This window comes from Methanococcoides seepicolus, assembly GCF_023684405.1.
GTDB lineage: Archaea > Halobacteriota > Methanosarcinia > Methanosarcinales > Methanosarcinaceae > Methanococcoides > Methanococcoides seepicolus.
In genome coordinates, this window is the sequence record NZ_JAGSOI010000028.1 from 1 (window position 1) to 24,041 (window position 24,041).

Genomic DNA, 24,041 nt, shown 5'->3' on the forward strand with positions numbered 1-24,041 from the left:
GCTGTTATCAAAAATGTGTTTACATCAGGATTTGTAAGAGTGACAACGTTGGCAAGAGCAAATGTCAAAATGTTAATTACAGCACTCAGTTATAATCTCTATCAATTGAGGACAATCAGAAGAAAATCTTTAGGATGAATAGCGGTAGCTATTCAAAAAAGTTGAAAAGTATATAAATGGATACTAGTAAACTGCTGGAAATAGAGAGAAATACTCAAAAAATTAGCCGAACAAATTTGCTTTAAAAAAATAAGCAGTTAATCGCAATTCTCTATAGTTTCTTTTGTAAAATCTTACAGGGGGTATGAGGGCATTATGAAAAGAAGCGCTTTTGATATCCATACATGGAAATACGATCTCTGGTACGACAAGAATCCAGCAGTCTATGCATCTGAACTGGATGCTATCAGGGAGCTTATGCCATCGAAAATAGCTCACAATAGTATCGAGATCGGAGTTGGTACAGGCAGGTTTGCATCAGAATTGTGCATCACTTACGGACTTGATCCCTCTGCCCGGATGCTGAAAATTGCAGGGTCACGTAAGGTTGAATGCATAAAAGGAGTTGGTGAGTCACTTCCTTTCAAAGGATCTTCAATGAAACTTGTACTTATGGTTACAAGTCTCTGCTTTATGGATGCTGAAAAAGCACTGGAAGAGGCATACCGCATGCTTGCTCCGGAAGGATCTCTTATCGTTGCTTTTGTTGAAAGGAATAGTCTTCTGGGACAAGAATATCGCAAGAAGGCATCAGAAAGCAGTTTTTACAAGAACATTGGCTTTCACACCACAGAGGAGGTCCTGTCGATGTTGAAGGAACATGGATTTGAGGATATGCATATAAGGCAAACTCTTTTCAAGCCTCTGGATAGGATACAGGATATGGAAAAGCCAGAGAAGGACTTCGGGAAAGGTTCCTTTGCTGTCATAAGGGCAAGAAGTATAAAGCACAAATAAAGAATTTTCTTAAAGGGATATTATGGGGGAATTATCATTTTGAATGAAATTGGCAAAGAGTTTATGGATAAAACAAAATTCCAGTATGCAGAAAGGTCGGACCAATCAATGGGCTATCCGCAGCCTCCATTGCAGAAAGGTGCTGGTGGAAGGGAGGTCATTGAGCTTCCCGAACCAGGAGCACTAAATGTTAAGAATATAGACCTGAGAGAAGCCATAGAAGGACGTTCCAGCTTTCGAAACTTTTCACCGGAGCAGTTGTCTCTCGGTGAGTTGTCATACCTGCTCTGGTGTACTCAAGGCGTGAGAGAATTAATGGGAAATGCAGCCACGCTGAGGAATGTACCCTCTGCAGGTGCAAGACACGCCCTCGAGACATACATACTCGTAAACAACGTGGAAGGTTTTGAAGAGGGGATCTACCTTTTCCTGCCCATTGAACACAAACTGGCTAAGATCAAAACAGGTTCCTTTGTTGCTGAAAATATTACTGTTGCATGTCTGGACCAGTCCTTCATAAGATCGAGTGCTGTCACGTTCATATGGACAGCGGTGATCTACAGGATGAAGTGGAGATACGGGGAAAGAGGATACAGGTACATAAACCTGGATGCAGGTCATGTGTGCCAGAATCTCTACTTGAGCGCCCAGTCCATCGACTCTGGGGTCTGTGCCATTGGAGCCTTCTTTGATGATGAACTCAATGCTGTGCTGGGTATAGATGGCGAGGATGAATTTGTGATCTACATTGCCACAGTGGGTAAGAAATGACTCTATCAAAAAAAGAAAAGGCATTGGAAGAACTGATGCAAATGCCGGGTTTTGGGAAGAAGTCAGCTGAGCAACTGTGGGACCTAGGGATACATTCCATCTCCCAACTCAAAGGTGAAGATCCCGAGCTGATGTATCTTAAATTAATTGATCTGAGGGGGATGCACATTGACAGATGTGTACTCTATGGTTTCAGGGAGGCGGTCTACTACGCATCTCACAGGAACCATGACCCTGAACTGCTCAAATGGTGGAATTGGTCCGATAAAAATATGGAAAAAAGGAAGAAATAATTCCTGTTTCCTAGTATCGAATAGGACTCAATTTTAAGTAATCCTGTATTATGGTGAAATACATTAACAGGGTCAATATTTCTGCCACATTCCAACTTCATCTTATTAGTTAGATTTAATAATATTCAAAAATGCAATAATTCTAATCTTTTAAGATTTAACTCATAAATTTTATATTGTATTAAGTAAATCTTAACATACTTAATTTTTATTATTAGTAATGAATTAAACATATACTATTAATAAAAATAAAAGATCATGGTGGTGTTTACTTGAGTGGGGAATTTAAAACAATATTTAAAAATAGTGTACGGTTGTTGAATTCAATTAATTTAAAGGGAATTCACAGGTCAATATATTTTACAATCTCTGTTTTGCTAATTTTGGTTATGAGCGCTGGATTAGTAAGTGCTTATGATGCAGACACAAATAATGATCATAAACTTAATTTCATAAAATTTGATGAAAAAAACATTTTTAAAAATAATTTTATTCCAATCGATCAAACAAAAATTTTAGTAGATTCAAATATTGCAACGATGGTGACAAGTACTGAACCTGTACCTAGTAGTAACAGCAGCAGTGGTAGAAGCGGTGGAAGTTCCGCTGGATATTTGCCAATGACGGAAGGAAGTGGGCAATTATTATGGAGTTATGAAAGCAATACCTCTGATCCTAAGCTTGATACATATCTATCAGATGACATTAATACTGATGGAATTATTGATTTTGTCGTTTGTGATGAAGATGAAATATTAGTATTAAGTGGGTCTGATGGTTCTATCATCTGGAACAAATCATGTGCTGGATATGCTAAATCTGTTATTTCACTAAACAACGACATTGATAATGATGGTTTTTATGACATCGCCATAAGTTGGTCAATTTACGATGATGGATTAGAACAATATGATATTTATGTTGAACTATTAAGTGGATCAAATGGAAATAGTATTTGGGTTCAAAAAATAGCAAATTATGATTGGATGTCTTATGCTGATTGTTGGCTTACTCCTGTGGAGGATGCCAGTGGTGATGGGTCCGAAGACATACTGGCGGAAATATATTATGAATCTAATATTATGACTTATATATTGAGTAGCGCCGATGGTTCAAGCTTGTGTACAATTTCAGATAATATTTACTGGGAATTCACAGATTTTACAGGTGATGGTTTAACCGATTTTGTAATAGATAACTATGACGCTTCCTCTCATAATCTGTCTGTAATTAAAGGTAATGATGGAACCTTGGTTTGGGAATCTGATTTTAATGGAACATTATTAGGGATCATTGATGCTGATGGTAATGGAATATCTGATTTATTAATAGTAACCAATAATGGAAGAAACCTTAATGTTCTTAGAGGAAACGATGGTTCCGAAATTTGGAGTATTGCTGGTACATGGAGCACAAATGAAATTCCTCAATATGCTTCGGTCTTAAATGATGTTAATGATGATGGTATTGATGATTTTGCTATCTTCCTTGACTACATTAGTGGTGATGGACATATTGAAAGAATTCAATTCCGAAGTGGCAGTAATGGCAACCTTATCTGGAATTGGGAAGTACCAATTGTTACGGATGACATTTACACTTGTAATGACATTGATGGTGATGGAACAGAGGACATCATTTGTACAAATCATGTAGAAGTTGGAACCAATGAATATATTTTCACTATAAATATCTTTAAAGGCATGGCTGGAACTGAAATTTTGGATTGGTCTGAACAATATTCATTTAATGAATATTTAGACCCCAATGAATGGACATTTGGTAGTTGTGATGTTTATACTTGGACCAGTATCTTTTCTGATATCAGTGGTGATGGTATCCCGGATCCTATTCTCGAGATAGAGAACATGTGTGTATACACAAATGAAGAAACTTCTGAATACTTTACTTCTTCCCGGAATTTGATATTTGCTATTGATGGTAGTGATGGTTCTACGATTTGGAAATTTAAAACGGGTAAAACCGGTGAGTATCCAGATCTATGGGTCGTGTTAGAAGCGTGGTTAGATCTGAATAATGATAATATTGATGATTATCTTTTTGCAAACACGAACGGTGTTTATGCGATCAGTACAACTGAAGACCAATCATCTGTAGCAATTATTTCTCCTGAAAATGAAATACGAGGGCCAGTTTTTACAGGTGATCTCAGTACATGGGATAGCAATTCTATTGAAATAATAGATGCACAGAACTTCGCTGGTTTCTACTATAATCTAGATGATGATCAGTCTGGGGAAACACTGACCCTTTATCAGAATGGTACATTGAGCTCAAGAATATTGGATTCAGATGCGGCACAAAACCCACTTGTTTATAGGACAAGCTCTATGTACTCAAGTCCAAATTTTGAATTTATGCTTGAAAATGATCCATCTACATTTTTGTTATACCAAACTGTTGGATTCATGGGTGAACAATATGTACCTATTATTCAAGATGATCTATCTAAACTATCTCCACTTCTAATTGATAACGATTTTAAATACACTATGAGAATTGGTCAGACTCTTGAATTAGGTGAAGGCTATGCAGTCATTCCTAAGCAGATCGATGTGGAAGGTGAGAAAGTATGGCTCGAGTTGACCAAGAATGGTAACTTCATTGATGATGAGGTTATCTCTACTGATGCTAGCAACACAACTTCTGACACAACCTGGTACATCAGGCAGGATGTATCTGGTGAGGATGATGTTCTTACTTTAATAATCCATGTAAAGGAGGCATTCCAGGGTCAGTTTGATTCTTTAGTAGTTTTGGAAGGTGTCTGGCAGATATCTGATCGGGTCATGGAAATTAATGTCGGCGATAAATATGAAAAGATGATCGTATCTTCTATCAATAATGCAGTAATTACAATGGAACTCGATGATGATATCTTTCTGGATGCAGGCAGTACTAATAATATAATGGGGAATTTAGAATTCAGAGTTGCAGACGAACCTACATTGAGGTTCTACTTAAGGAAGACACTAATCGAATCAGGTATCTATGAAATACGTGGAAATGTCCTTGATTCACCATCTTCAAATGAATCATATAGTTGGAATGCACATTCGTTTGCTGGTTTCTGGTATGATTTTAATAATAATGTAACATCCGAAGTACTGAATGTTCGTGGAATTGATAATTTCGATAGGACACTAGATGCTGATTCAGAAGAATTTGTCTATACTACTACCATAGTTTCTGATATTCAACCAAATTTTGATTTCAAGACAGGACACAATCCATCAGAAGATTGGACATATGAAAAGATTGGCTTATGGGGTGAAGAATATGTTCCAATCGACCATGATCCATCTATTCTTACCAAGCTTCTAATCGATGATGGTAGCAGTAATCTGATTAGAATTGGAAATTCACTTGATCTCGGTGAGGGATATACCATCACTCCAAAGCAGATCGATGTAGAGGGTGAGAAGATATGGATAGAATTGACCAAGAATGGTACGTTCGTTGACGATGAGGTTATCAATGCAGGTACTAATGCAACTACGTCAGACAAGACATATTATTACGAGCAGGATATACTTAACGAGGTTGATGTCCTTACCTTGATGATTCATGTAGATGAGGTTAATCAGTCAGGTAACTACATGATCATTGATGGTATCTGGCAGTTATCTGACCAATTAATGGAAATCGAATTTGATGACGAATTTGGTGTGTTCGAAATAAGTTCCCTAGCATCAGGTCCAAGTGGATATCTCAAAATGGAATCTTATAATGATCTCACCTTGAGAAAGGATTCAGTAATTGAACTCACAGATGGGTTCAACTTCATGGTTGCTGACAGTGAGGAACTAAAATTCTACCCATTCAGAGAGTATAATGTTATTATTGAGAATGAAATACCAACAGCCAACATTTCTTCGATTATACCAAATATTGCAAATCTCGGCGATTTGGTAACATTTTCGGGAACAGGCACTGACAATGATGGAAGTATTACTGCTTATCTTTGGACTTCTGATCTTGATGGTCAATTGAGTACCAGTGAGAACTTCAGTACATCTGTTTTATCACTTGGAACTCACACGATCTACTTTAAGGTACAGGATGATGATGGTGCATGGTCTGATGATGATTCAGCAACAGTAACAATAAATGAATTGCCAAATGTAGCTCCGATTGCTGAGATAATATCGATCGATCCGACGACAGCTACTGAAGATACAGAAATAACATTCAATGGTTCTGGCACTGATTCCGATGGTATGATCATAGGCTACGATTGGAATTCAAGTATCGATGGTCAATTGAGTACCAGTGAGAACTTCAGTACTTCAGCTCTTTCACTTGGAACTCACACAATCTACTTCAGTGTACAGGATGATGATAGTGTATGGTCTGCTACGGATTCAGCCACAGTAACAATTAATGAAAAGCCAAATGTAGCTCCGACCGCTGAGATCTTATCGATTGATCCGTCTACAGCTACTGAAGGTACAGAAATAACATTCAATGGTTCTGGGACTGATTCCGATGGTACAATTATAGGTTATGATTGGAATTCAAGTATCGATGGTCAATTGAGTACCAGTGAGAACTTCAGTACTTCAGGTCTTTCACTTGGAACTCATACTGTATACTTTAAGGTACAGGATAATGATGGTGTATGGTCTGCTATTGATTCAGTAGCTGTGAATATCATAGATGATCTGGCACCCGAAGCACACATCTCTGCTTATCCATTGGAGTACATCAGCATATACAATCCAGTAACTATTAATTTGAATAGTACTGATGCACATCTTGCATCTACTGAATTGATCATTGCCGACTCAGAAGGTCATGAGATCATCAATCTGACTATTGCAAAAGATGATCCAAACAGTGCAACTTATGAATATGTATGGAATGCAACCGATAAAGATGAACTTCCTGTATCAAGTGGCGCTTATATATTGTTTGTGAACAGCACTGATACATCCGGAAACTTTGCTTCTGCTAATGTCAGCATTACTGTTGACAACGAAAAGCCAATAGTCACATTTGAAGATATTAGAGGTTTCACATCTGACAATAATATTGTTTACGCAAATGCCACTTTATTGATTAATGTGAGCGCATCAGGAACTCCAGGAGATGTGAATTCTGTTGAGTATACTCTTAGCTCTACTTTTACAAATTACAAGAAGAATATGAGTGCAGAATTAATCGATGGTAATTGGACAGCAATATTTGACCTTTCATGCATACATGATGATGGCCAGTACATTCTTACTGCAAATGCTATCGATGCAGCAATGAATTTGAATTCAACTGTATCAGATACTCTGATAGTAGTTGATCGTACTTCCCCTATATTCTCATCAACTGCTTCCATGTATAACGAAACTCATGGAATGGTCTCTGTAATATCGTCCGAATCTGTTATAGGATATCCGATAGTTGAAGTTAATTCTGATGTGATTGAAGTTGCCCAAACCAGTGGTAAATGGACCGGATATTTCCAGCTGGATACTGAACAGATATTCAATGTGAATGTAACAGGTACCGATATTGCTGGTAACATTGGTTCTGGTAGTTCTGTAGTCGTTATAGAAAAAATAGAATTTACAAATGGAACCGGACTATTCAATAGTAGCCAAATTGACACATTTATTACTTTCAACACTACAAATGATACTATTGGAAACATTATTGTAACGGAAAGTATGGATCCAATGGCAAATCTGACAGATGACTCTATAGGACTCTATTTCATATCTGTAGAACTTGACAGTAATCTTAAAGAAAATATATCAAGTGCTATAATCGCAATACCAATAAATTCAGTTACTCTGCCTGATGGAATAAATACAAAAGACGTTTCCATTCTTTATTGCAATGAAACAGAAGAGCTTTGGGAAATCTGTCCAACTTCGATAGAAATTATTGATGGTAAAGAATACTGGATCACCTATGTCAATCACTTCTCCATTTATGGAGTCGTTGTAAGTGACACAATAGCTCCTATCCTGGATAGTGTGACACCTGTGAGTGGAACTACATTTGCTCAAGATACCACTTTCGTTAACATCAGGTTCAATTACAATGACCAACAAAGTGGTATTAATGTCAGTTCAATTATCTTTAATTTCGATGATATCGAGATTACCGATAATTCACTTGAGATCACAAGCAATTATACTTCCTATAATGCTACAGGTTTAAGCTCTGGTAGCTACACTGCATCAATAACAGTTGCTGATAATGCTGGCAATTCTGTACCTTTCAGTACATCATTTTCAATCACTGATGGTCTGGATAATGTCGTTGATGACAATGGGAATCACGGTGGCAGCAGTTCCTCTAGCAGCGGAGGTGGAGCATCCGGTGAAGCCTTTGCGAACATCGCATTTAAATCTGTAAGAACAGAGAACATCATTGAAGGACTTAAAATTAGTTATGCTTTCGATGACGAGCAGAGTGTAATTGAGTACATCAACTTCTCTGCACTGAAAAATTACGGAAGGGTCTCAACAACGATTGAAGTGCTTAAAGGTAAGTCTATAATGGTTGATGAAAGTGCTCCTGGACTTGTCTATAGCAACCTTAACATATGGGTTGGCAGATCAGGATTTGCAACCGAAAATAATATTGCTGAACCTCAAATAGGTTTCAGTGTAGCAAAGGACTGGCTCACAAAGAATGGTATTGATGAGAGGTCAATAGCACTGTATCGTCACAATGGTGGTAAATGGAATGCTCTCAAAACCACAACTATTGGAGAAGATAATTCGTACATCTACTTCGAAGCAGAAACCCCTGGTTTTTCAGCATTTGCTATTGCAGCCGATGTGGATGATGCCAATGTGCCAGCCAAGACTGTTTCAGAAGATGAAATTTCTGGCTCTGGAAATAACACAGAAGCAGAAATCCCAGAAATCAAATCAAATAACATTCCAGGATGTACTATGTTCACATCTATATTTATTCTGGTATTTGCCTGTCTGTTCCGGAAAAGGAAGAACTGAGTTTCTTCTTTTTCTTCCTTTATTAGAGCTTTTAAGTTTTAATGGAATATTGTGATTAGAGTTGCCACTCTGCTCGATCAATTAAAAACCGATAATCGAATATGAATCTCAAATCAAAAAAGTAATGCTAATGATAAATTCATCTCCTCATTTTTAATTTACCTTTCAGGCATGAATAAAGAGGGTCAAATAATCATTAGCTGAACATCTAATAGATCAATCTGTTGTGTTCAAACGAGCTTCTTTCCGGCGTCATCCCCGGACTTACATTCGAAGACATCGGTGATCTTCATTACCATAAGCGCCTTTGCAGGGAATTTGTCCCCTTTTGCTTTTGCACCGGCATGGGCTTTATCATAGTCATCCCCGCTGGTCTTGATCTCTACATCTCCTTTTATCTGTAAGCAGCCGCCGACTTCAGGTCCCCATACAAAAATAGATGCTACCGGGTTCTCATCCAGATTCTGGCGGGTCTTCAGGAAATAATTGTCCGTTACCCAGATTGTCTCATCATCTACCAACTTGCACATGCCTATAGGGATCACATTTGGAATCCCTGCTTTTGATGCTGTTGCAAATGGGAATATCTGTACTTTTGAAAATGCTTCTTTCATATCTTCTGTGAGTTTGACCATCTAAATCACCATTTCTAACTATACGTTTCTAAATATAATGATCTCTTCCGAGACCTTAAAGAAAGGACACGCTACACCTTTATAAGAATATCTTATTTATTGCGTATCCTTTTGAGATAATCAAATTAGCTCATAAATCCTCTCATTCTAATTTGATGAGCTCAAACTGATCAAAAACGATTCACAAAAGAATCAGTTTGAAATTTCTTTTGTTAGCTTCCATTGCTCTCGTAGTTAGAAGCCAACAGTGGTAAATAATGTGATGTGTTTATGTGAGCGATACTAAACGTTGGCGCACCAGTAAGATTATTTCAAAATCCACATACCAATCAGACTCACATAACGTTATTACCATCTAAATGGTCTAGATCCATTTTTATCTTTTCTGTGCTGATTTTTTGTTCAATCCGATTTTTAAATTTGACAAAATCATCATTTGATTTGAAAAATCTTTTTGGTATAATTAGTGCTTGAACAATTGAAATGTATATGAGTATTAGTTCTTTGCATTCAGCAGCTAATACTATATCTTCCCATTTAATAACTGATTCTCCCTGGGCATCAGTCCACTTAATCCCGTTTTTTGTAATACTATATATTTTTTCAAGCTGAATTCTTTTATTAGAATAATAAATTGATTTTAATCTTTTAAAAGTGATTAAAATTAATACTCCAACCGTCAATAAACTTAAAAACAAGCTTAATATGATCATTGAAACAAGTCCCATAAAACTGATAGTAATTATAGATAATCCATAAAACATCATGCAGTAAAGGAAAAATAAAGCAATGAATTTTTTTATATATAGTTTTCTTAGGTGGAACCTATTAAACATTTTGTAATCATTGTAACTAATTTTACCGCTTAAAAATATTTCATATGGTTTCTCGTTATCCATAACTTTATCCCTCCGTTTATCACACATTCCAAATAATTTGCTATACGTGTATTATACTAATAAAAGTATCTCCTCAATATTGAGTGAGAGACTTTTAACTGATAAAAAGCAACATTTCCGCACGTATCGTGTTGGTTTCCCAATAAAAAGAAGAAGAAGACAAAAGTTAAACACAAAAATCTAAAAAAGAAACGAAAAAACATGTCTGGAAATGTGGGGAGAAATATAAGGTCAAAGTGACAAACACAAATGGAGATGTGGATGAAATATATTTTCTCCATAATAAAAAAAGGAGATTAACAATCGAATAAAAATTAGGCTAAATACAAAATGGCTACTGAACAAAAATTATCAAAATACTGCATTTATACCATGCACAAAAGGGAAGACCTCCAATTCGAGATCATCAAATTAGGTCCTCTTTTCCTCCATTCTAATTTGATGTTCTCCTTTTATCAGATCAGCAGAACAGTTTGTCAAGGAAATACTGGTGAATTCTCATGTCCTCGGTAAGTTCAGGATGGAATGCCAGTGCCAGAACATTATCCTGCTCGGCAGCAACTATCTTGTCATCAATTGATGCAAGGACCTTTACATTCTCTCCTGCTTCAAGAATAGCCGGTGCCCTGATAAAGACTGCATTGTATGGTGAATCAAGTACGGATACATCAAGGTCGATCTCGAAAGATTCGAACTGCCTTCCAAAGGAATTCCTGTTGACCCTTATATCCATCAGTCCCAGCAGGTATTGATGCGTCTTCTCAACCTGTGAATCTCCTGCCCTAGCAAGAAGGATCATACCTGCACAGGTACCAAGTATTGGAACACCTTTCTCTTTTGCCTGCTTGATCTCCTCGTCAATGCCTTCCCTTAAGATGAGGCGACCAAGGGTCGTACTTTCCCCGCCAGGGAACACAAGTCCGTCACAGGTGGGAACAATACCTTTGTGCTTGATAGTAACTATTTCAGCAGTTGCTCCGCGTTCTGCAAGAGCACGCTCAAGAGATTCAACATGTTCAGAAACATCGCCCTGAATAGCGATAACGCCAATACGCATAATTAACACCAAAAAAAGAAGTAAAAAAGGAAAGGTTACCAGCCACGAGTCTGGAGAACCTGATCCTCTGGGATTGAATCTACACTGATACCTTTCATACCTGCGCCGATACCTTTTGAGACCTCAGCAAGTACTTCAGGATTGTTGTAGTTGTTAACAGCCTCAACAATAGCTTTTGCCATTACTTCCGGTTTCTCTGCCTTGAAGATACCTGAACCGACGAAAACACCGTCAGCGCCAAGTCTCATCATAAGAGCTGCATCTGCAGGAGTTGCAATTCCGCCAGCTGCGAAGTTCACAACAGGAAGACGCTGCATCTGCGCGGTCTCCATAACAAGCTCAATAGGTGCTTCGATGTCCCTTGCAGCCATAATAAGCTCTTCCTTTGTCATTCCCTGAAGTGTCCTGATCTCGCCCAGGATCTGCTTCATGTGGCGTACAGCCTCTCTTACATCTCCGGTACCAGCTTCGCCTTTTGTGCGTATCATAGCTGCACCCTCGTTGATCCTTCTCAGTGCTTCACCAAGGTTACGTGCACCACATACGAAAGGAACAGTGAACTGTGTCTTATCGATGTGGAACTCTTCATCTGCAGGTGTAAGTACTTCTGACTCGTCGATCATGTCAGAGCCAAGTGCCTGAAGGATCTCAGCTTCAACGAAGTGTCCTATCCTTGCTTTTGCCATTACCGGAATTGTTACAGATGCAATGATGTCAGCAGTTACCTGTGGGTCTGCCATCCTTGCAACACCGCCTTCTTTTCTGATGTCTGAAGGGACTGCGTGGAGTGCCATTACTGCAACAGCTCCTGCCTCTTCAGCGATCTTTGCTTCTTCAGGGGTCGTAACGTCCATGATAACGCCGCCTTTCTGCATCTTTGCAAAGCCGCGTTTGATAAGTTCTGTACCGTGTCTTAATTTTTCAAGTTCCATAATAATCATCCTTTAAGCTGATTTAGTCTAGTAAATATGGTCAATATTTAAAAGTGTTTAGTTCGTGTCATTCCTCATTTTTAATTCTTGCAACACCCACAACCTTGTCGCCGGGGCGCACATTCATAATTTTGACACCCTGTGTGTTTCTTCCCTGTGCACGTATATCCTTCACAGGAATTCTGATGAAAATTCCTTCTGAACTTGTCACCATGACCTCATCTTCCTCTTTAACGGCCTTTACATTTATTACAGGACCGTTCCTGAGACTCGTCACTATGGTGATCACACCCTGTCCACCACGTTTCATTCCACGGTACTCGTCAAACATTGTACGTTTTCCATATCCGTTCTCTGTGATGGTGAGTAGTTTAGTGCTCAGGTCAACAACATCAAGACTTACCACAATATCATCGCCGGCAAGCTTCATTCCGCGAACACCTCTTGCAGTACGACCCATTGGACGAACATCCCTTTCACAGAATCTGATAGCCTTTCCATGCCTTGAGACCATCATTATTTCCTTGGAACCGTCCGTGAGTGCTACATTGACAAGTTCATCCCCTTCATCAAGTTTGAGCGCAATGATACCGGCCTTTCTCACATTACTGAAATCCGACAATGGGGTCTTCTTTACAGTTCCCATTCGTGTTGCCATGAACAAGAACTTATCCTCTTCGAATTCCTTCACTGTTATTGTTGCAGTAACGGATTCGTTCTCAGCAAGATCAAGCAGGTTTACAACAGCCTTACCCTTTGACTGCCGGCTTCCTTCTGGGATGCTGTAAACCTTTTTCCAGTGGACTTTTCCGCGGTTGGTGAAGAACATCAGGTAATCATGAGTGGATGATATAAAGATATCTTCAACGACATCCTGTTCCTTTGTTTCCATTCCAATGACACCCTTTCCACCTCTGTGCTGCTGACTGTAGGTATCCACAGGCATCCTCTTGATATAGCCGCTATTGGTGATTGTAACGATGACCTCTTCCACAGGGATCAAATCCTCATCCTCAAATTCGACATGTGAGCCTGTGATCTCTGTCCTGCGCTTATCTGCAAACCTTTCGCGGATGGCCTGTAACTCTTCCTTTATGATGTTGTATTTCCTTTCATCACTTTCAATGATGTCTTTCAGGTCCTCGATAAGCTTGACAAGTTCTCCATGCTCATCCTCTATCTTCTGCCTTTCCAGTCCTGTCAACTTCTGCAAACGCATATCCAGGATGGCCTTTGCCTGAACTTCATCAAGCCCGAACTTGGTCATCAGCCCTTCCTTAGCCTCATCCACAGCATTTGAACCGCGAATCAGAGCTATGACCTCATCGATATGGTCAAGAGCGATCATTAATCCCTTAAGGATATGGGCTTTATCATCAGCCTTTCTCATATCGAACATGGAACGTTTGAGTATGACATCGATCCTATGTTCAAGGTATATCTGAAGCAATTCCTTAAGGGTCAATTCCCTTGGAATATTATCGACAAGTGCAAGGTTGATGATACCAAAAGTGGTCTGCATCTGGGTATGCTTGTAAAGCTGGTTCAGTATAACTTCAGGATTTGTGTTCCTTGTAAGTTCAATAGAAATGCGTATACCATCGCGATCAGATTCATCACGCAGATCTGAAATGCCGACCATCTTCTTTTCCCTTACAAGAGCGGCAATGTTTTCGATAAGTCTTGATTTATTGACCTGATATGGCAGTTCCGAAACAACGATACGGTTCTTATCGTTCTTCATTTCCTCGATCGAAGTAACTGCTCTTATCTTGATGGGTCCTCTTCCAGTCTCATATGCGGACTTTATACCCTGATGACCAAGGATCACTCCGCCTGTTGGGAAATCAGGACCTTTGACTATCTCCATTAGACTGGAAATGGGTGTCTCAGGATCCTCAATAAGCATTAAAGTGGCATCAATGACCTCTCCAAGATTGTGTGGCGCCATATTGGTGGCCATTCCCACTGCAATTCCTGTAGAACCATTGATAAGAAGATTTGGTAGTCTTGCAGGAAGTACGGTAGGCTCCTTTAGAGAACCATCGTAGTTGGGTCTGAATAGAACGGTCTCCTTGTCAATGTCTGTAAGCATCTCGTTGGAGATACGATCCATTCGGGATTCAGTATATCGCATAGCTGCTGCGGAATCACCGTCAATTGAACCGAAGTTACCCTGACCATCGATCAATGGATACCTTAGGGAAAATTCCTGCACCATTCTCACAAGAGAATCATAAACTGCAGTATCGCCATGTGGGTGATATTTACCAAGAACGTCTCCCACTACACGAGCGGATTTCTTGTATGCTTTATCATAGGTCATACCGGCTTCTTTCATGGCATAGAGTATACGCCTGTGTACCGGTTTAAGACCGTCACGTGCATCTGGTAAAGCCCTTCCAACTATTACGCTCATTGCATAATCGATATAGGAATTCTTCATCTCATCCTGAATAAGGATAGGGACGATCCTTTCACCGGTATCTGTGGGCTTGATATCCAGAGGTTCATCATTTGGCTGTACATCGCCAGGTTCATTATTCATGTTATCTGCCATTTATATCACCTCATAGATCCAGATTAACGACTTCTTTTGCATATTTCTGTATGAACGCTTTACGTGGTGCAACTTCATCACCCATAAGAACGGAGAACATCTCATCCGCAGCGGCGGCATCGTCCATGGTGACCTGCAACAATGTCCTTGTATCAGGGTTCATTGTGGTTTCCCAAAGTTGTTCAGGGTTCATTTCTCCAAGACCCTTGTAACGCTGTACATAGGTGTTATTCTCACCGATCTCTTCAAGCTTCGCTGCCAGTTCCCTGTCAGAATATACATAATGTTCGGCTTTGCCTTTCTTTATACGGTAAAGCGGGGGTTGTGCAATGTAAACATATCCTGCATCAATAAGCGGAGCCATGTATCTGAAGAATAAGGTAAGGATCAGTGTGCGTATGTGTGCACCATCGACATCAGCATCGGTCATTATTATCACTTTGTGATAGCGTGCCTTTTCAATGTTATAATCTTCACCTATGCCTGTACCCATGGCAGTGATGAGTGAGAGGACCTCATTGTTCTTCAAGACCTTTGCAAGACGTGCCTTTTCGACATTGATGATCTTACCCCTGAATGGCAGGATCGCCTGGAATCTACGGTTACGTCCCTGTTTTGCCGAACCACCTGCAGAATCTCCTTCCACTAGATAGACTTCACTTACAGAGGGGTCCTTCTCAGAACAGTCTGCAAGTTTGCCTGGCAGGGTGCCGATCTCAAGGGCACTTTTCCTGCGTGTGAGTTCACGTGCCTTCTTAGCAGCTTCCCTTGCACGTCTGGCATCCAGTGCCTTCTGGAATATGATTGTTGCAACTTTCGGGTTCTCTTCCATGTATTCGGAGAGACCCTCGGACACCATGGAGTCAACGATCCCTTTAAGTTCACTGTTACCAAGCTTTGTTTTGGTCTGACCTTCGAACTGTGGTTCTGTCAGCTTAACACTGATGATGGCTGCAAGACCCTCACGGATATCCTCACCTGTGAGCTTCTCATCACCTTTGACCACATTGTTCTTCTTGATATAATCGTTAGCAACACGCGTTAATGCAGTCTTGAACCCAATAAGGTGAGTACCACCCTCATGCGTGTTGATGTTATTAGCAAAAGAATATACATATTCACCGTAGCTGTCGGTGTATTGCATAGCGATCTCAACAATGGTCCCTTCCTTTTCACGCTCGAAATAGATAGGTACCTTGTGAAGAGCTGTCCTGCTCTGGTTCAGGTGTTCAACGAAAGAGATTATACCGCCTTCGTATTCGAAAACGTCCTGCTCAAGTTCTTCATCCCGTGAATCTGTAATAGAGATCCTGATATTTTTATTTAGGAAAGCCAGTTCCCTGAGTCTTGTAATAAGTGTCCCGTAATTGAACTCGGTCGTTTCGAATATCTTGGAGTCAGGCATGAACGTGCTTTTCGTTCCTGTGCCTTTTGAATCCCCAATGACCGTTACATTGGAGGTAGGGGCTCCGCGTTCATAACGCTGGTAGTATAGTTTCCCATCACGCTTGACCTCGACTTCCATCCATTCGGAAAGGGCGTTCACAACGGATACGCCAACACCGTGGAGACCACCGGATACTTTGTAGTTGCTCTTGTCGAACTTTCCACCTGCGTGGAGAACGGTCAGTACGACCTCAAGTGCGGATTTCTTATATTTTGGATGATTGTCGACAGGTATTCCACGACCGTCATCTACAACGGTGACAGAACCATCTGCATTGATCGATACGTCTATATTTTTACAGAAACCAGCAAGTGCCTCATCAATACTGTTGTCAACAACCTCATATACGAGGTGATGAAGTCCTCTGGTGTCTACACTTCCAATATACATACTGGGTCGTTTGCGTACTGCTTCCAGCCCTTCAAGAACCTGAATGTGTGTTGCATCGTAATCGTCACTCATCGCGATTTTCTCCCTAGGATACGGATATTCGAACTTAAATAAAATCCTTTATTCAGTTAGATGTGATAAATAGATAAAAAAATCGTTGTAAATAATTCAGTTATCGTATTCCCTGTATCTATTCTGATCTATATATTTAGTCTGCATCTATGCATTCATCTATATTAAATGTTTAGCTATAAATGTGAACGATCGATATTTCATATTGAAAATTGCATAAGGGAACACCCCAGAATACTCTCGATCGGTATCACTTATCAGAACAGGCCCTCAAGCAGTTTGCTGGAGGATATCGGTGTCTGCCAGACTCCAGACTACCTCGCCATTGAACTTATAACTGACCGGCTCTATCGGGCGTGGGGATTTTAGGAACCATCCTTTTATGTTCTTGGCATAGCTCTCTTCCGGACTCAAATGGCGTCTTTGGTCGAGCTTGAAATGAAAATCGGATTCATATTCCTTACATTCAATAAGGTTCACTGTTCCGATTATCATTCCCGTGGGCAGATCCTCAAGCTGTTCAGTAGGGACATCATAATTCTCGTTCACCCATTTAAGGTCCTTTTTCCGGATAGTTGCCCTGCTTGCATAGATGGCTATCGTTCCCCGGACAAACGTGTTCTTTGAACGTACTTCTATATTCTTTAGCCCACGAATGATCAATGAGGCCCAAGGCTGTCTTATTGCAAGTACACGTATCTTTGGATGTGGTAGTGCATATTCATCCCCTGGGTCGATACCACATTCTGTCAGCGTGGTCTGCTTATGCGTAGTGGGTAAGAAACGATCAAAATAGGTTGGTTCCTTTGGAATAACAGCAACGTCCCATTTATCAGGTAGACTGATATCTGCTTTTGTGGGTGTTGTATCTTGAACCATCATATTCACCTATATCGATTTTCACTTAAATAATTTTATGTAGATTCTTTGAAGTATATATTATTATTTATCGGGGTTTTGTTGTTGTTTTTGAGTGGATCAGTGCGATCATCAATAAGTGATGTATCTAATACTTAGTACTTCTTCTACTCGTTTTTATATATATTCTTTGATTAGCGATCCATTATGAGCTTCAATATTATTCGAATATGTGAAGAAAGTATGAATTAATAGCTCCGATAAAAGTTCAAATTTCCTTTAATGATGGTGGATACCTAAATGGATGAGACATAATTTCAATAGTTAGCTATATTTACATTAATGCATTTTAGAGTACAAGAATAGCTTATATACTAACAAGCTTATCAAAAGCGTCATTAAGCGCTATACATATCATTTTGATAACTTTGGAAGGTGAATATATGTCATTAGAAACCCCCAGAACACATTATACATCCCAGGTCGACATTGAGCAGATCGGTGATGACAAAGTTACCGTCTGCGGATGGGTACACGAGGTAAGAGACCTTGGTGGTATCTGTTTCGTGGTCGTACGTGACCGTGAAGGCAGAGCCCAGATCACACTTGTAAAGAAGAAGATCGACAAAGAGATCTTCGATGCTGCAAGAAAACTGGTACGTGAGTCCATAGTAGCAGTCACAGGCACAGCAAAACCGGAAGGTAAAGCACCTAATGGCTACGAGATCATCCCTGAGTCTATAGTCGTTCTCAATGAAGCTGAATCCCCATTGCCAATGGATACCACCGGCAAGGTGGATGCTGAACTTGACACACGTCTTGACTCAAGGTTCATGGACTTAAGACGCGAGAGAACCACTGCTATCTTCAAGATACGCCATGAGGTCCTCAGGGCTGTCAGGGATTTCCTTACAAAGGACGGTTTTATCGAGACATGCAGTCCAAAGGTAGTTGCAACAGCAACCGAGGGCGGTACATCTCTTTTCCCTATCACATACTTTGACAGGGAGGCCTTCCTGAACCAGAGTCCTCAGCTCTTCAAGCAGATACTGATGTCAGGCGGACTTGACAAGGTGTTCGAGATCGGTCCTATCTTCAGGGCAGAAGAGCATGATACCCGCAGACACCTTAATGAAGCTACATCCATCGATATTGAAGCAAGCTTCCTTGACCATTTCGATGTCATGGAGATCCTCGAGAACATGGTCGCTTATGTTTATGAGCAGGTCATTGAGAACGAAGCAGCTTCCCTTAAAGCACTCGATATCGAACTTAGTGTACCAAAGACACCATTCATGAAAGTTCCATATAGCCAGGCTATTGACATCGTCAATGCTGAGAGCGAGGAAACGGTCGAATGGGGCGGTGACCTCGGAACAGTTGCAGAACACACCATCGGTGAGCATGTTTTCAAAGAGACCGGAGAATCCCATTACTTCATTACCGACTGGCCGACAGAGATCAAGCCGTTCTATGCAATGCCTTATGAGAACAACCCACTTATCTCCAAGTCATTCGATATGATGCACAGGACGATGGAACTCTCATCCGGTGCTCAGCGTATCCACCTTCATGATATGCTAAAAGCAAGGATCGAGTCACAGGGCCTTAATTCCGATGGCTTCGATTTCTACCTGCGTGCATTCAAATATGGTATGCCACCACACTCCGGCTGGGGTATTGGCTGCGAGCGTCTTGTTATGACAATGCTCGGTGTAGAGAATATCCGTGACACTGTTCTGTTCCCAAGGGACAGGAAGCGATTGTCTCCCTGATGTGGGGACAACTCCCATATTTCATTTTTAATGGAAGGGATATTCATGAAAGAAAGAAATGCAAATGCATCAAGCTCTGAAAAGGAAGCTGCAGGCAATGCTGCTGCCAGTCTTGTGGAAGATGGTATGATAATCGGTCTTGGTACCGGTTCAACAACGGCTTTCGCAATCGCAGAAGTTGGCAGACGTGTACGCGAAGAAGGATTGAACATACTTGCAGTTGTTACATCATATCAGGCAGAAATGCTTGCAATCGAAGCTGGTGTGCCACTGACAAGCCTTGCAGAACATCCTGTTCTTGATCTTGCGATAGACGGTGCTGACCAGGTGGATGCAAAACTGAACGTGATCAAGGGCGGAGGGGCTGCACATACACGCGAAAAGGTCGTTGCACATTCAGCAAAACGCTTCATTGTGGTCGCAGATGAATCAAAGATGAGCGAAGAACTTGATCACTTCGTACCAATTGAAGTGCTTCCCTACGCAAGAGAACTTGCAAAGAAGCAATTCATTGAACTTGGAGGCAAACCACAGATACGTCTGGCTTCCCGCAAGGACGGTCCTGTGATCTCTGATAACGGCAATGTTATCTTTGATGTAGAATTCGGCGTAATAGAAGATGCTGCTGAACTCTCACAGAAGCTATCCGCTTGCGTGGGTGTAGTGGAGCATGGTATCTTCCTGAATACCGATGAGGTCTATGTTGGTATGAAAGACGGTTCAATTAAGATAATTAACTGAACTGGATAATTGATATTTATTCAAAATAAAGAGATTTGCGATTAACTGCTGATTTTTCAAAGAAAAAAATGGGCTGAATTTTTGAGCATTTCTCTTTATTTCCAGTATTGAAATGATTTTTCATGTACTAAATGTTCACTGTAAGCTTCTGCAACTTCCCTGTCAGAAGTGCAGACTGCAACAGCCAGGGGAATCATCTTTATCGTGTACTGTTCTTCCGTTATCCTGATGACTTCAAGTCTTCCTCTTGATTCTTCCCATGTAGCCATATGCTCCTGATGATGGTGGCAGCATCAACCTGTCCGGTTACGACAAAGGTAAAAGCTGATTCACCGTAAGGGTGTATATCTCGGTATTGGCATTGATCTCTTCCAGCATGTCGTTATTCTCAGCGATCTTCGTTGAGATTTTATCTATTGCAAGTCCTTGTCAACCGGACAATATTTCATGGATTTCTACAGAGCTCTAAACCATATTATGCGTATTCATATCAACGTATTTTGATATCGTGCTTGTACTGTTATATTCAGAAACTGAATGAATTTATGCCATATAAATATAGTAATGGAGTTGACAATCCTTTTTTGATTAGATCTTATCGAAAAAATAGGTAAATTTTAAAAAAAAATTCTAATCTAATTAACTTGTTTTGCTGGAATTGTAGATATTTATTTATATTAGACATGACTATGAAATACCGTTATGTTTCATCAAACATAACGCTTCGAACATCGCGATTTCGAATTATGTTGTGCTAAATAGAGCATAACATACATTCTGCCTTTTTGCATGTATGAGAGGATTGGATGGTAAATAAAAAACTGAAGATATTTTCAATATTGCTTTGTTGTATTCTCTTTCTTGGTTGTATCGATTTTACGGAGAATGCAATTACAGACCCGGATACAGTGGGTGATAATGTTACTTTAGATGAACAGGCTGGCAAGGCCTCACTTCTGGTGTACTGCGGAGCAGGAATGCGTAAACCAATGGACGAGATAGGGGAGTTGTTCAAAGAAGAATACGGCATTTCCGTGCGGTACAATTATGCAGGCGCCAATACACTCCTGACACAAATTGAACTCACAGGCGAAGGAGATGTCTACATGCCCGGTGCAACCTATTACTTTGGAATTGCTTCTGAAAAGGGATTGATCGATAATTTCAGCAAGGTAGCATACCATGTACCTGTGATAATCACACCAGCAGGGAACCCTGCAAAAATCAGCACGCTTGATGACCTTGCAAATGATGATGTAGATGTGATACTCGGTGATCCTCAAGCAGCAGCAATCGGTGTTCTCTGCCAGAAAATGCTGACAAACAAGGGAATCTATGAGCAGGTTGAGGAAGATGTCATTGCTAAAAGCGCAACTGTGAATGAACTTGTCACCTACATTTCCCTTGGACAGGCAGATGCATCAATAGTGTGGGAAGACCTGGTAAGGGACAATGAAAATTTCGATGTGATTGAGATATCTGAGGAAGATAACATCATCAAGATAATACCGATCGGTACTCTCAATTCCTCTGAAAATAAAGAAACTGCCAACGATTTTGTACAATTTATAGTTTCGGATGCAGGCAGAGCAGTCTTTGAGGAATACGGATTTGCGCTCTATCCTGATGAAAAGTATGCATATTTAGAGAACAACTGAACAGGTCAGAGAACATAAATTATCACTAAAACCAAGCAGGAGCAGTTGTATGCAAAAAATGGGATTCAAGCAAACAACACTGGTTCTAATGCTTCTGCTCACTCTTTTCATTTTTTCACTGCTACTTGAGATAATCACTCACACGAGCCCTGCCAGTCTCATTACCAATATTGTATCTCCTGAAATACGATTTGCAATAAAACTCAGTCTGCTAACATCCATAGCATCCACGCTTATGTGCATATTTCTGGCGATACCAGTTTCCTATGCACTTTCAAGGCATGATTTTCCCGGAAAGACACTTATCAGCACCATACTTGATATGCCAATGGCATTGCCTCCTATTGTGGCAGGACTTGGTCTGCTTTTGATCTTTGGGACATCTACCGTAGGTACTTATCTTGCAGGCGTGGGGCTGAAATTCGTATTCACACCTCTTGGGATAGTGATGGCCCAGTTCACCGTGAATATCTCACTGATGCTCAGGATAATGCGCTCAACCTTTGAAGGTATAAATCCGAGATATGAGCATGTGGCTCAGACCCTGGGTTGCACTCCTTTTCAGGCTTTCATAAAAACAACATTGCCTCTTTCAAAGAATGGCATACTGGCAGGCTCTGTGATAACCTGGTCAAGAGGAATGGGGGAATTCGGGGCGGTACTGATGCTTGCTGGTGCCACAAGAATGAAAACCGAAACACTGCCAATAGCCCTCTATCTCAACCTGTCTTCAGGAGAACTGGATCTTGCAATTGCAGCCGCAACGATATTGATATGCATATCAGGTATCACTCTTTATTTGTTTGAACGTAAGGGAGGAATCGCGAAACTATACTGATCTTGCGGTTTGAATGAATATGATAAAAGTAAAGAACCTTTCAAAGAAACTTGGTGATTTTACACTTGAGGATATAGAATTGAGTGTAAAGGAAGGAGAATATTTTTGCATATTGGGTCCTACAGGTTCCGGTAAGACTATACTTCTTGAAACGATTGCAGGCATATATAATCCAGACACCGGTTCCATAATTATTAACGGAAATGATGTCAGCTCCCTGCTTCCGAAGGACAGGAACATCAGTATGGTCTATCAGGATTTCATGCTCTTCCCGAATATGGATGTCAGAAAGAACATTGCATTTGGATTATACTATAACGGGTTTGATAAATCGCAAATTACGGAACTTGCCGAAGAGACTGCTGAAATGTTGGGGATACGGCATCTCCTTGACAGGCATCCTTCAACATTGAGCGGTGGGGAGAAACAAAGGTCTGCAGTCGCAAGGGCGATAATCACTGAACCAAAATTACTGTTGCTCGATGAACCGCTTTCTGCCCTTGACACAGTAACAAAGGTTAAACTGAGGCAGGAGCTCTCACGGATACATCAACTAAAAAAGACAACCACTATCCATGTCACGCATAGCTTTGAAGAGGCATTTGCTCTCAGTGACCGCATAGCTGTCATGCATGGTGGTAAGATTCTTCAGATTGGTACGCCTGATGAGGTATTCAGGAAACCAAATTCCACGTTCGTTGCCGACTTTGTAGGTGTAGAGAACCTGTTCCACGGGAAAGCAGTTATTCAGGGGGATCTTGCCGAGATATCTGTCAATAGACTCAAGGTAGTTTCAAGTACCTTGAAATCAGGGAATGTGAGTCTTTCTATTAGGCCGGAAGATATCCTGATATCGAATGATCCAATTGAATCCAGTGCAAGGAACTCGTTTTCAGGGGTTGTTGCTGAAGTGAGCAGGATGAAGTCAACTGTCAAAGTGGTGATCGATGCAGGAATACCTTTCAGGGTCATACTTACAAAAAGAGACTATGATGATATGGGACTTTCAATCGGAAAGAAAGTTTATCTTACATTCAAGGCATCTGCAACGCATATTATATAAAACGGTACAAAAAGAAGAAAAAAGAAACGATGAGAAAGAATGGTGATTCACATGGAATGATACTTCTTAAAGGTCATGGAATCAACATGCATGTTGATGCTGCTTAACT

The 24,041-nt window shown here is 40.4% G+C and carries 17 protein-coding genes and 1 pseudogene; 10 read left to right on the forward strand and 8 right to left on the reverse strand.

Annotated elements, in window-relative coordinates; translation table 11 throughout:
- The 5 genes and pseudogenes from KDK67_RS07895 to KDK67_RS07915 all read left to right on the forward strand — a co-directional run.
- Nucleotides 1-138, forward strand: a pseudogene (locus KDK67_RS07895) (IS5/IS1182 family transposase); the annotation flags it as partial.
- Between the two features lie 177 nt (nt 139-315).
- The gene (locus KDK67_RS07900; protein WP_250868257.1) at nt 316-957 is read left to right on the forward strand and encodes a class I SAM-dependent methyltransferase; all 642 of its coding nucleotides are present in this window, start codon (nt 316-318) and stop codon (nt 955-957) included.
- Nucleotides 958-996: 39 nt separating this feature from the next.
- Nucleotides 997-1,728, forward strand: coding sequence for a SagB/ThcOx family dehydrogenase (locus KDK67_RS07905; RefSeq protein ID WP_250868258.1), 732 nt, complete (start codon nt 997-999; stop codon nt 1,726-1,728).
- On the forward strand, nt 1,725-2,021 hold the full coding sequence (locus KDK67_RS07910; protein WP_250868259.1) for a helix-hairpin-helix domain-containing protein: 297 nt from the start codon (nt 1,725-1,727) through the stop codon (nt 2,019-2,021). Before KDK67_RS07905 ends, KDK67_RS07910 begins: the two co-directional genes overlap by 4 nt.
- A 539-nt stretch (nt 2,022-2,560) precedes the next feature.
- Nucleotides 2,561-9,007 carry an S-layer protein domain-containing protein gene (locus tag KDK67_RS07915; RefSeq protein WP_250868260.1) on the forward strand — a complete coding sequence of 2,149 codons (6,447 nt, stop codon included), beginning with the start codon at nt 2,561-2,563 and terminating at the stop codon, nt 9,005-9,007.
- A gap of 230 nt (nt 9,008-9,237) precedes the next feature.
- On the opposite strand, the gene KDK67_RS07920 is transcribed toward KDK67_RS07915, so the two are convergent.
- The 7 genes from KDK67_RS07920 to KDK67_RS07950 all read right to left on the reverse strand — a co-directional run bounded on the left by KDK67_RS07920 (nt 9,238) and on the right by KDK67_RS07950 (nt 17,881).
- A complete protein-coding gene (locus KDK67_RS07920) occupies nt 9,238-9,642 on the reverse strand; it encodes a pyridoxamine 5'-phosphate oxidase family protein (protein ID WP_250868261.1) in 405 nt (134 codons plus the stop codon).
- 335 nt (nt 9,643-9,977) lie between these two features.
- On the reverse strand, nt 9,978-10,541 hold the full coding sequence (locus KDK67_RS07925; protein WP_250868262.1) for a YcxB family protein: 564 nt from the start codon (nt 10,539-10,541) through the stop codon (nt 9,978-9,980).
- Nucleotides 10,542-11,001: 460 nt separating this feature from the next.
- Nucleotides 11,002-11,598 carry a pyridoxal 5'-phosphate synthase glutaminase subunit PdxT gene (gene pdxT, locus KDK67_RS07930; protein ID WP_250868263.1) on the reverse strand — a complete coding sequence of 199 codons (597 nt, stop codon included), beginning with the start codon at nt 11,596-11,598 and terminating at the stop codon, nt 11,002-11,004.
- Between the two features lie 35 nt (nt 11,599-11,633).
- Nucleotides 11,634-12,530 carry a pyridoxal 5'-phosphate synthase lyase subunit PdxS gene (gene pdxS / locus KDK67_RS07935; RefSeq protein WP_250868264.1) on the reverse strand — a complete coding sequence of 299 codons (897 nt, stop codon included), beginning with the start codon at nt 12,528-12,530 and terminating at the stop codon, nt 11,634-11,636.
- A 67-nt stretch (nt 12,531-12,597) separates the two neighbouring features.
- Nucleotides 12,598-15,090 carry a DNA gyrase subunit A gene (gyrA, locus tag KDK67_RS07940; RefSeq protein WP_250868265.1) on the reverse strand — a complete coding sequence of 831 codons (2,493 nt, stop codon included), beginning with the start codon at nt 15,088-15,090 and terminating at the stop codon, nt 12,598-12,600.
- Between the two features lie 10 nt (nt 15,091-15,100).
- The gene (gene gyrB / locus KDK67_RS07945) at nt 15,101-16,999 is read right to left on the reverse strand and encodes a DNA topoisomerase (ATP-hydrolyzing) subunit B (RefSeq protein ID WP_250868266.1); all 1,899 of its coding nucleotides are present in this window, start codon (nt 16,997-16,999) and stop codon (nt 15,101-15,103) included.
- A 270-nt stretch (nt 17,000-17,269) separates the two neighbouring features.
- Complete coding sequence (locus KDK67_RS07950; RefSeq protein ID WP_250868267.1) at nt 17,270-17,881, reverse strand: ASCH domain-containing protein; 612 nt, start codon at nt 17,879-17,881, stop codon at nt 17,270-17,272.
- Between the two features lie 419 nt (nt 17,882-18,300).
- Between KDK67_RS07950 and aspS the strand changes: the two genes are divergently transcribed.
- Entirely contained in the window at nt 18,301-19,632 is a 1,332-nt protein-coding gene (gene aspS, locus KDK67_RS07955; RefSeq protein ID WP_250868268.1) for an aspartate--tRNA(Asn) ligase, read from the forward strand.
- Between the two features lie 45 nt (nt 19,633-19,677).
- Nucleotides 19,678-20,373 carry a ribose 5-phosphate isomerase A gene (gene rpiA / locus KDK67_RS07960; RefSeq protein ID WP_250868269.1) on the forward strand — a complete coding sequence of 232 codons (696 nt, stop codon included), beginning with the start codon at nt 19,678-19,680 and terminating at the stop codon, nt 20,371-20,373.
- A gap of 95 nt (nt 20,374-20,468) precedes the next feature.
- Here the strand turns inward: rpiA and KDK67_RS07965 are convergent, their stop codons facing one another.
- Nucleotides 20,469-20,642, reverse strand: coding sequence for a hypothetical protein (locus KDK67_RS07965; RefSeq protein WP_250868270.1), 174 nt, complete (start codon nt 20,640-20,642; stop codon nt 20,469-20,471).
- Nucleotides 20,643-21,179: 537 nt separating this feature from the next.
- Here KDK67_RS07965 and modA point away from each other — a divergent pair.
- Genes modA through wtpC form a run of 3 tightly spaced genes read left to right on the forward strand, consistent with a single transcriptional unit; the run spans nt 21,180 to nt 23,932 of the window.
- Nucleotides 21,180-22,031 carry a molybdate ABC transporter substrate-binding protein gene (gene modA, locus KDK67_RS07970; protein ID WP_250868271.1) on the forward strand — a complete coding sequence of 284 codons (852 nt, stop codon included), beginning with the start codon at nt 21,180-21,182 and terminating at the stop codon, nt 22,029-22,031.
- A 49-nt stretch (nt 22,032-22,080) separates the two neighbouring features.
- A complete protein-coding gene (locus KDK67_RS07975) occupies nt 22,081-22,869 on the forward strand; it encodes an ABC transporter permease (RefSeq protein ID WP_250868272.1) in 789 nt (262 codons plus the stop codon).
- A 13-nt stretch (nt 22,870-22,882) separates the two neighbouring features.
- Entirely contained in the window at nt 22,883-23,932 is a 1,050-nt protein-coding gene (wtpC, locus tag KDK67_RS07980; RefSeq protein ID WP_250868273.1) for a tungstate ABC transporter ATP-binding protein WtpC, read from the forward strand.
- Nucleotides 23,933-24,041 lie beyond the last annotated feature (109 nt).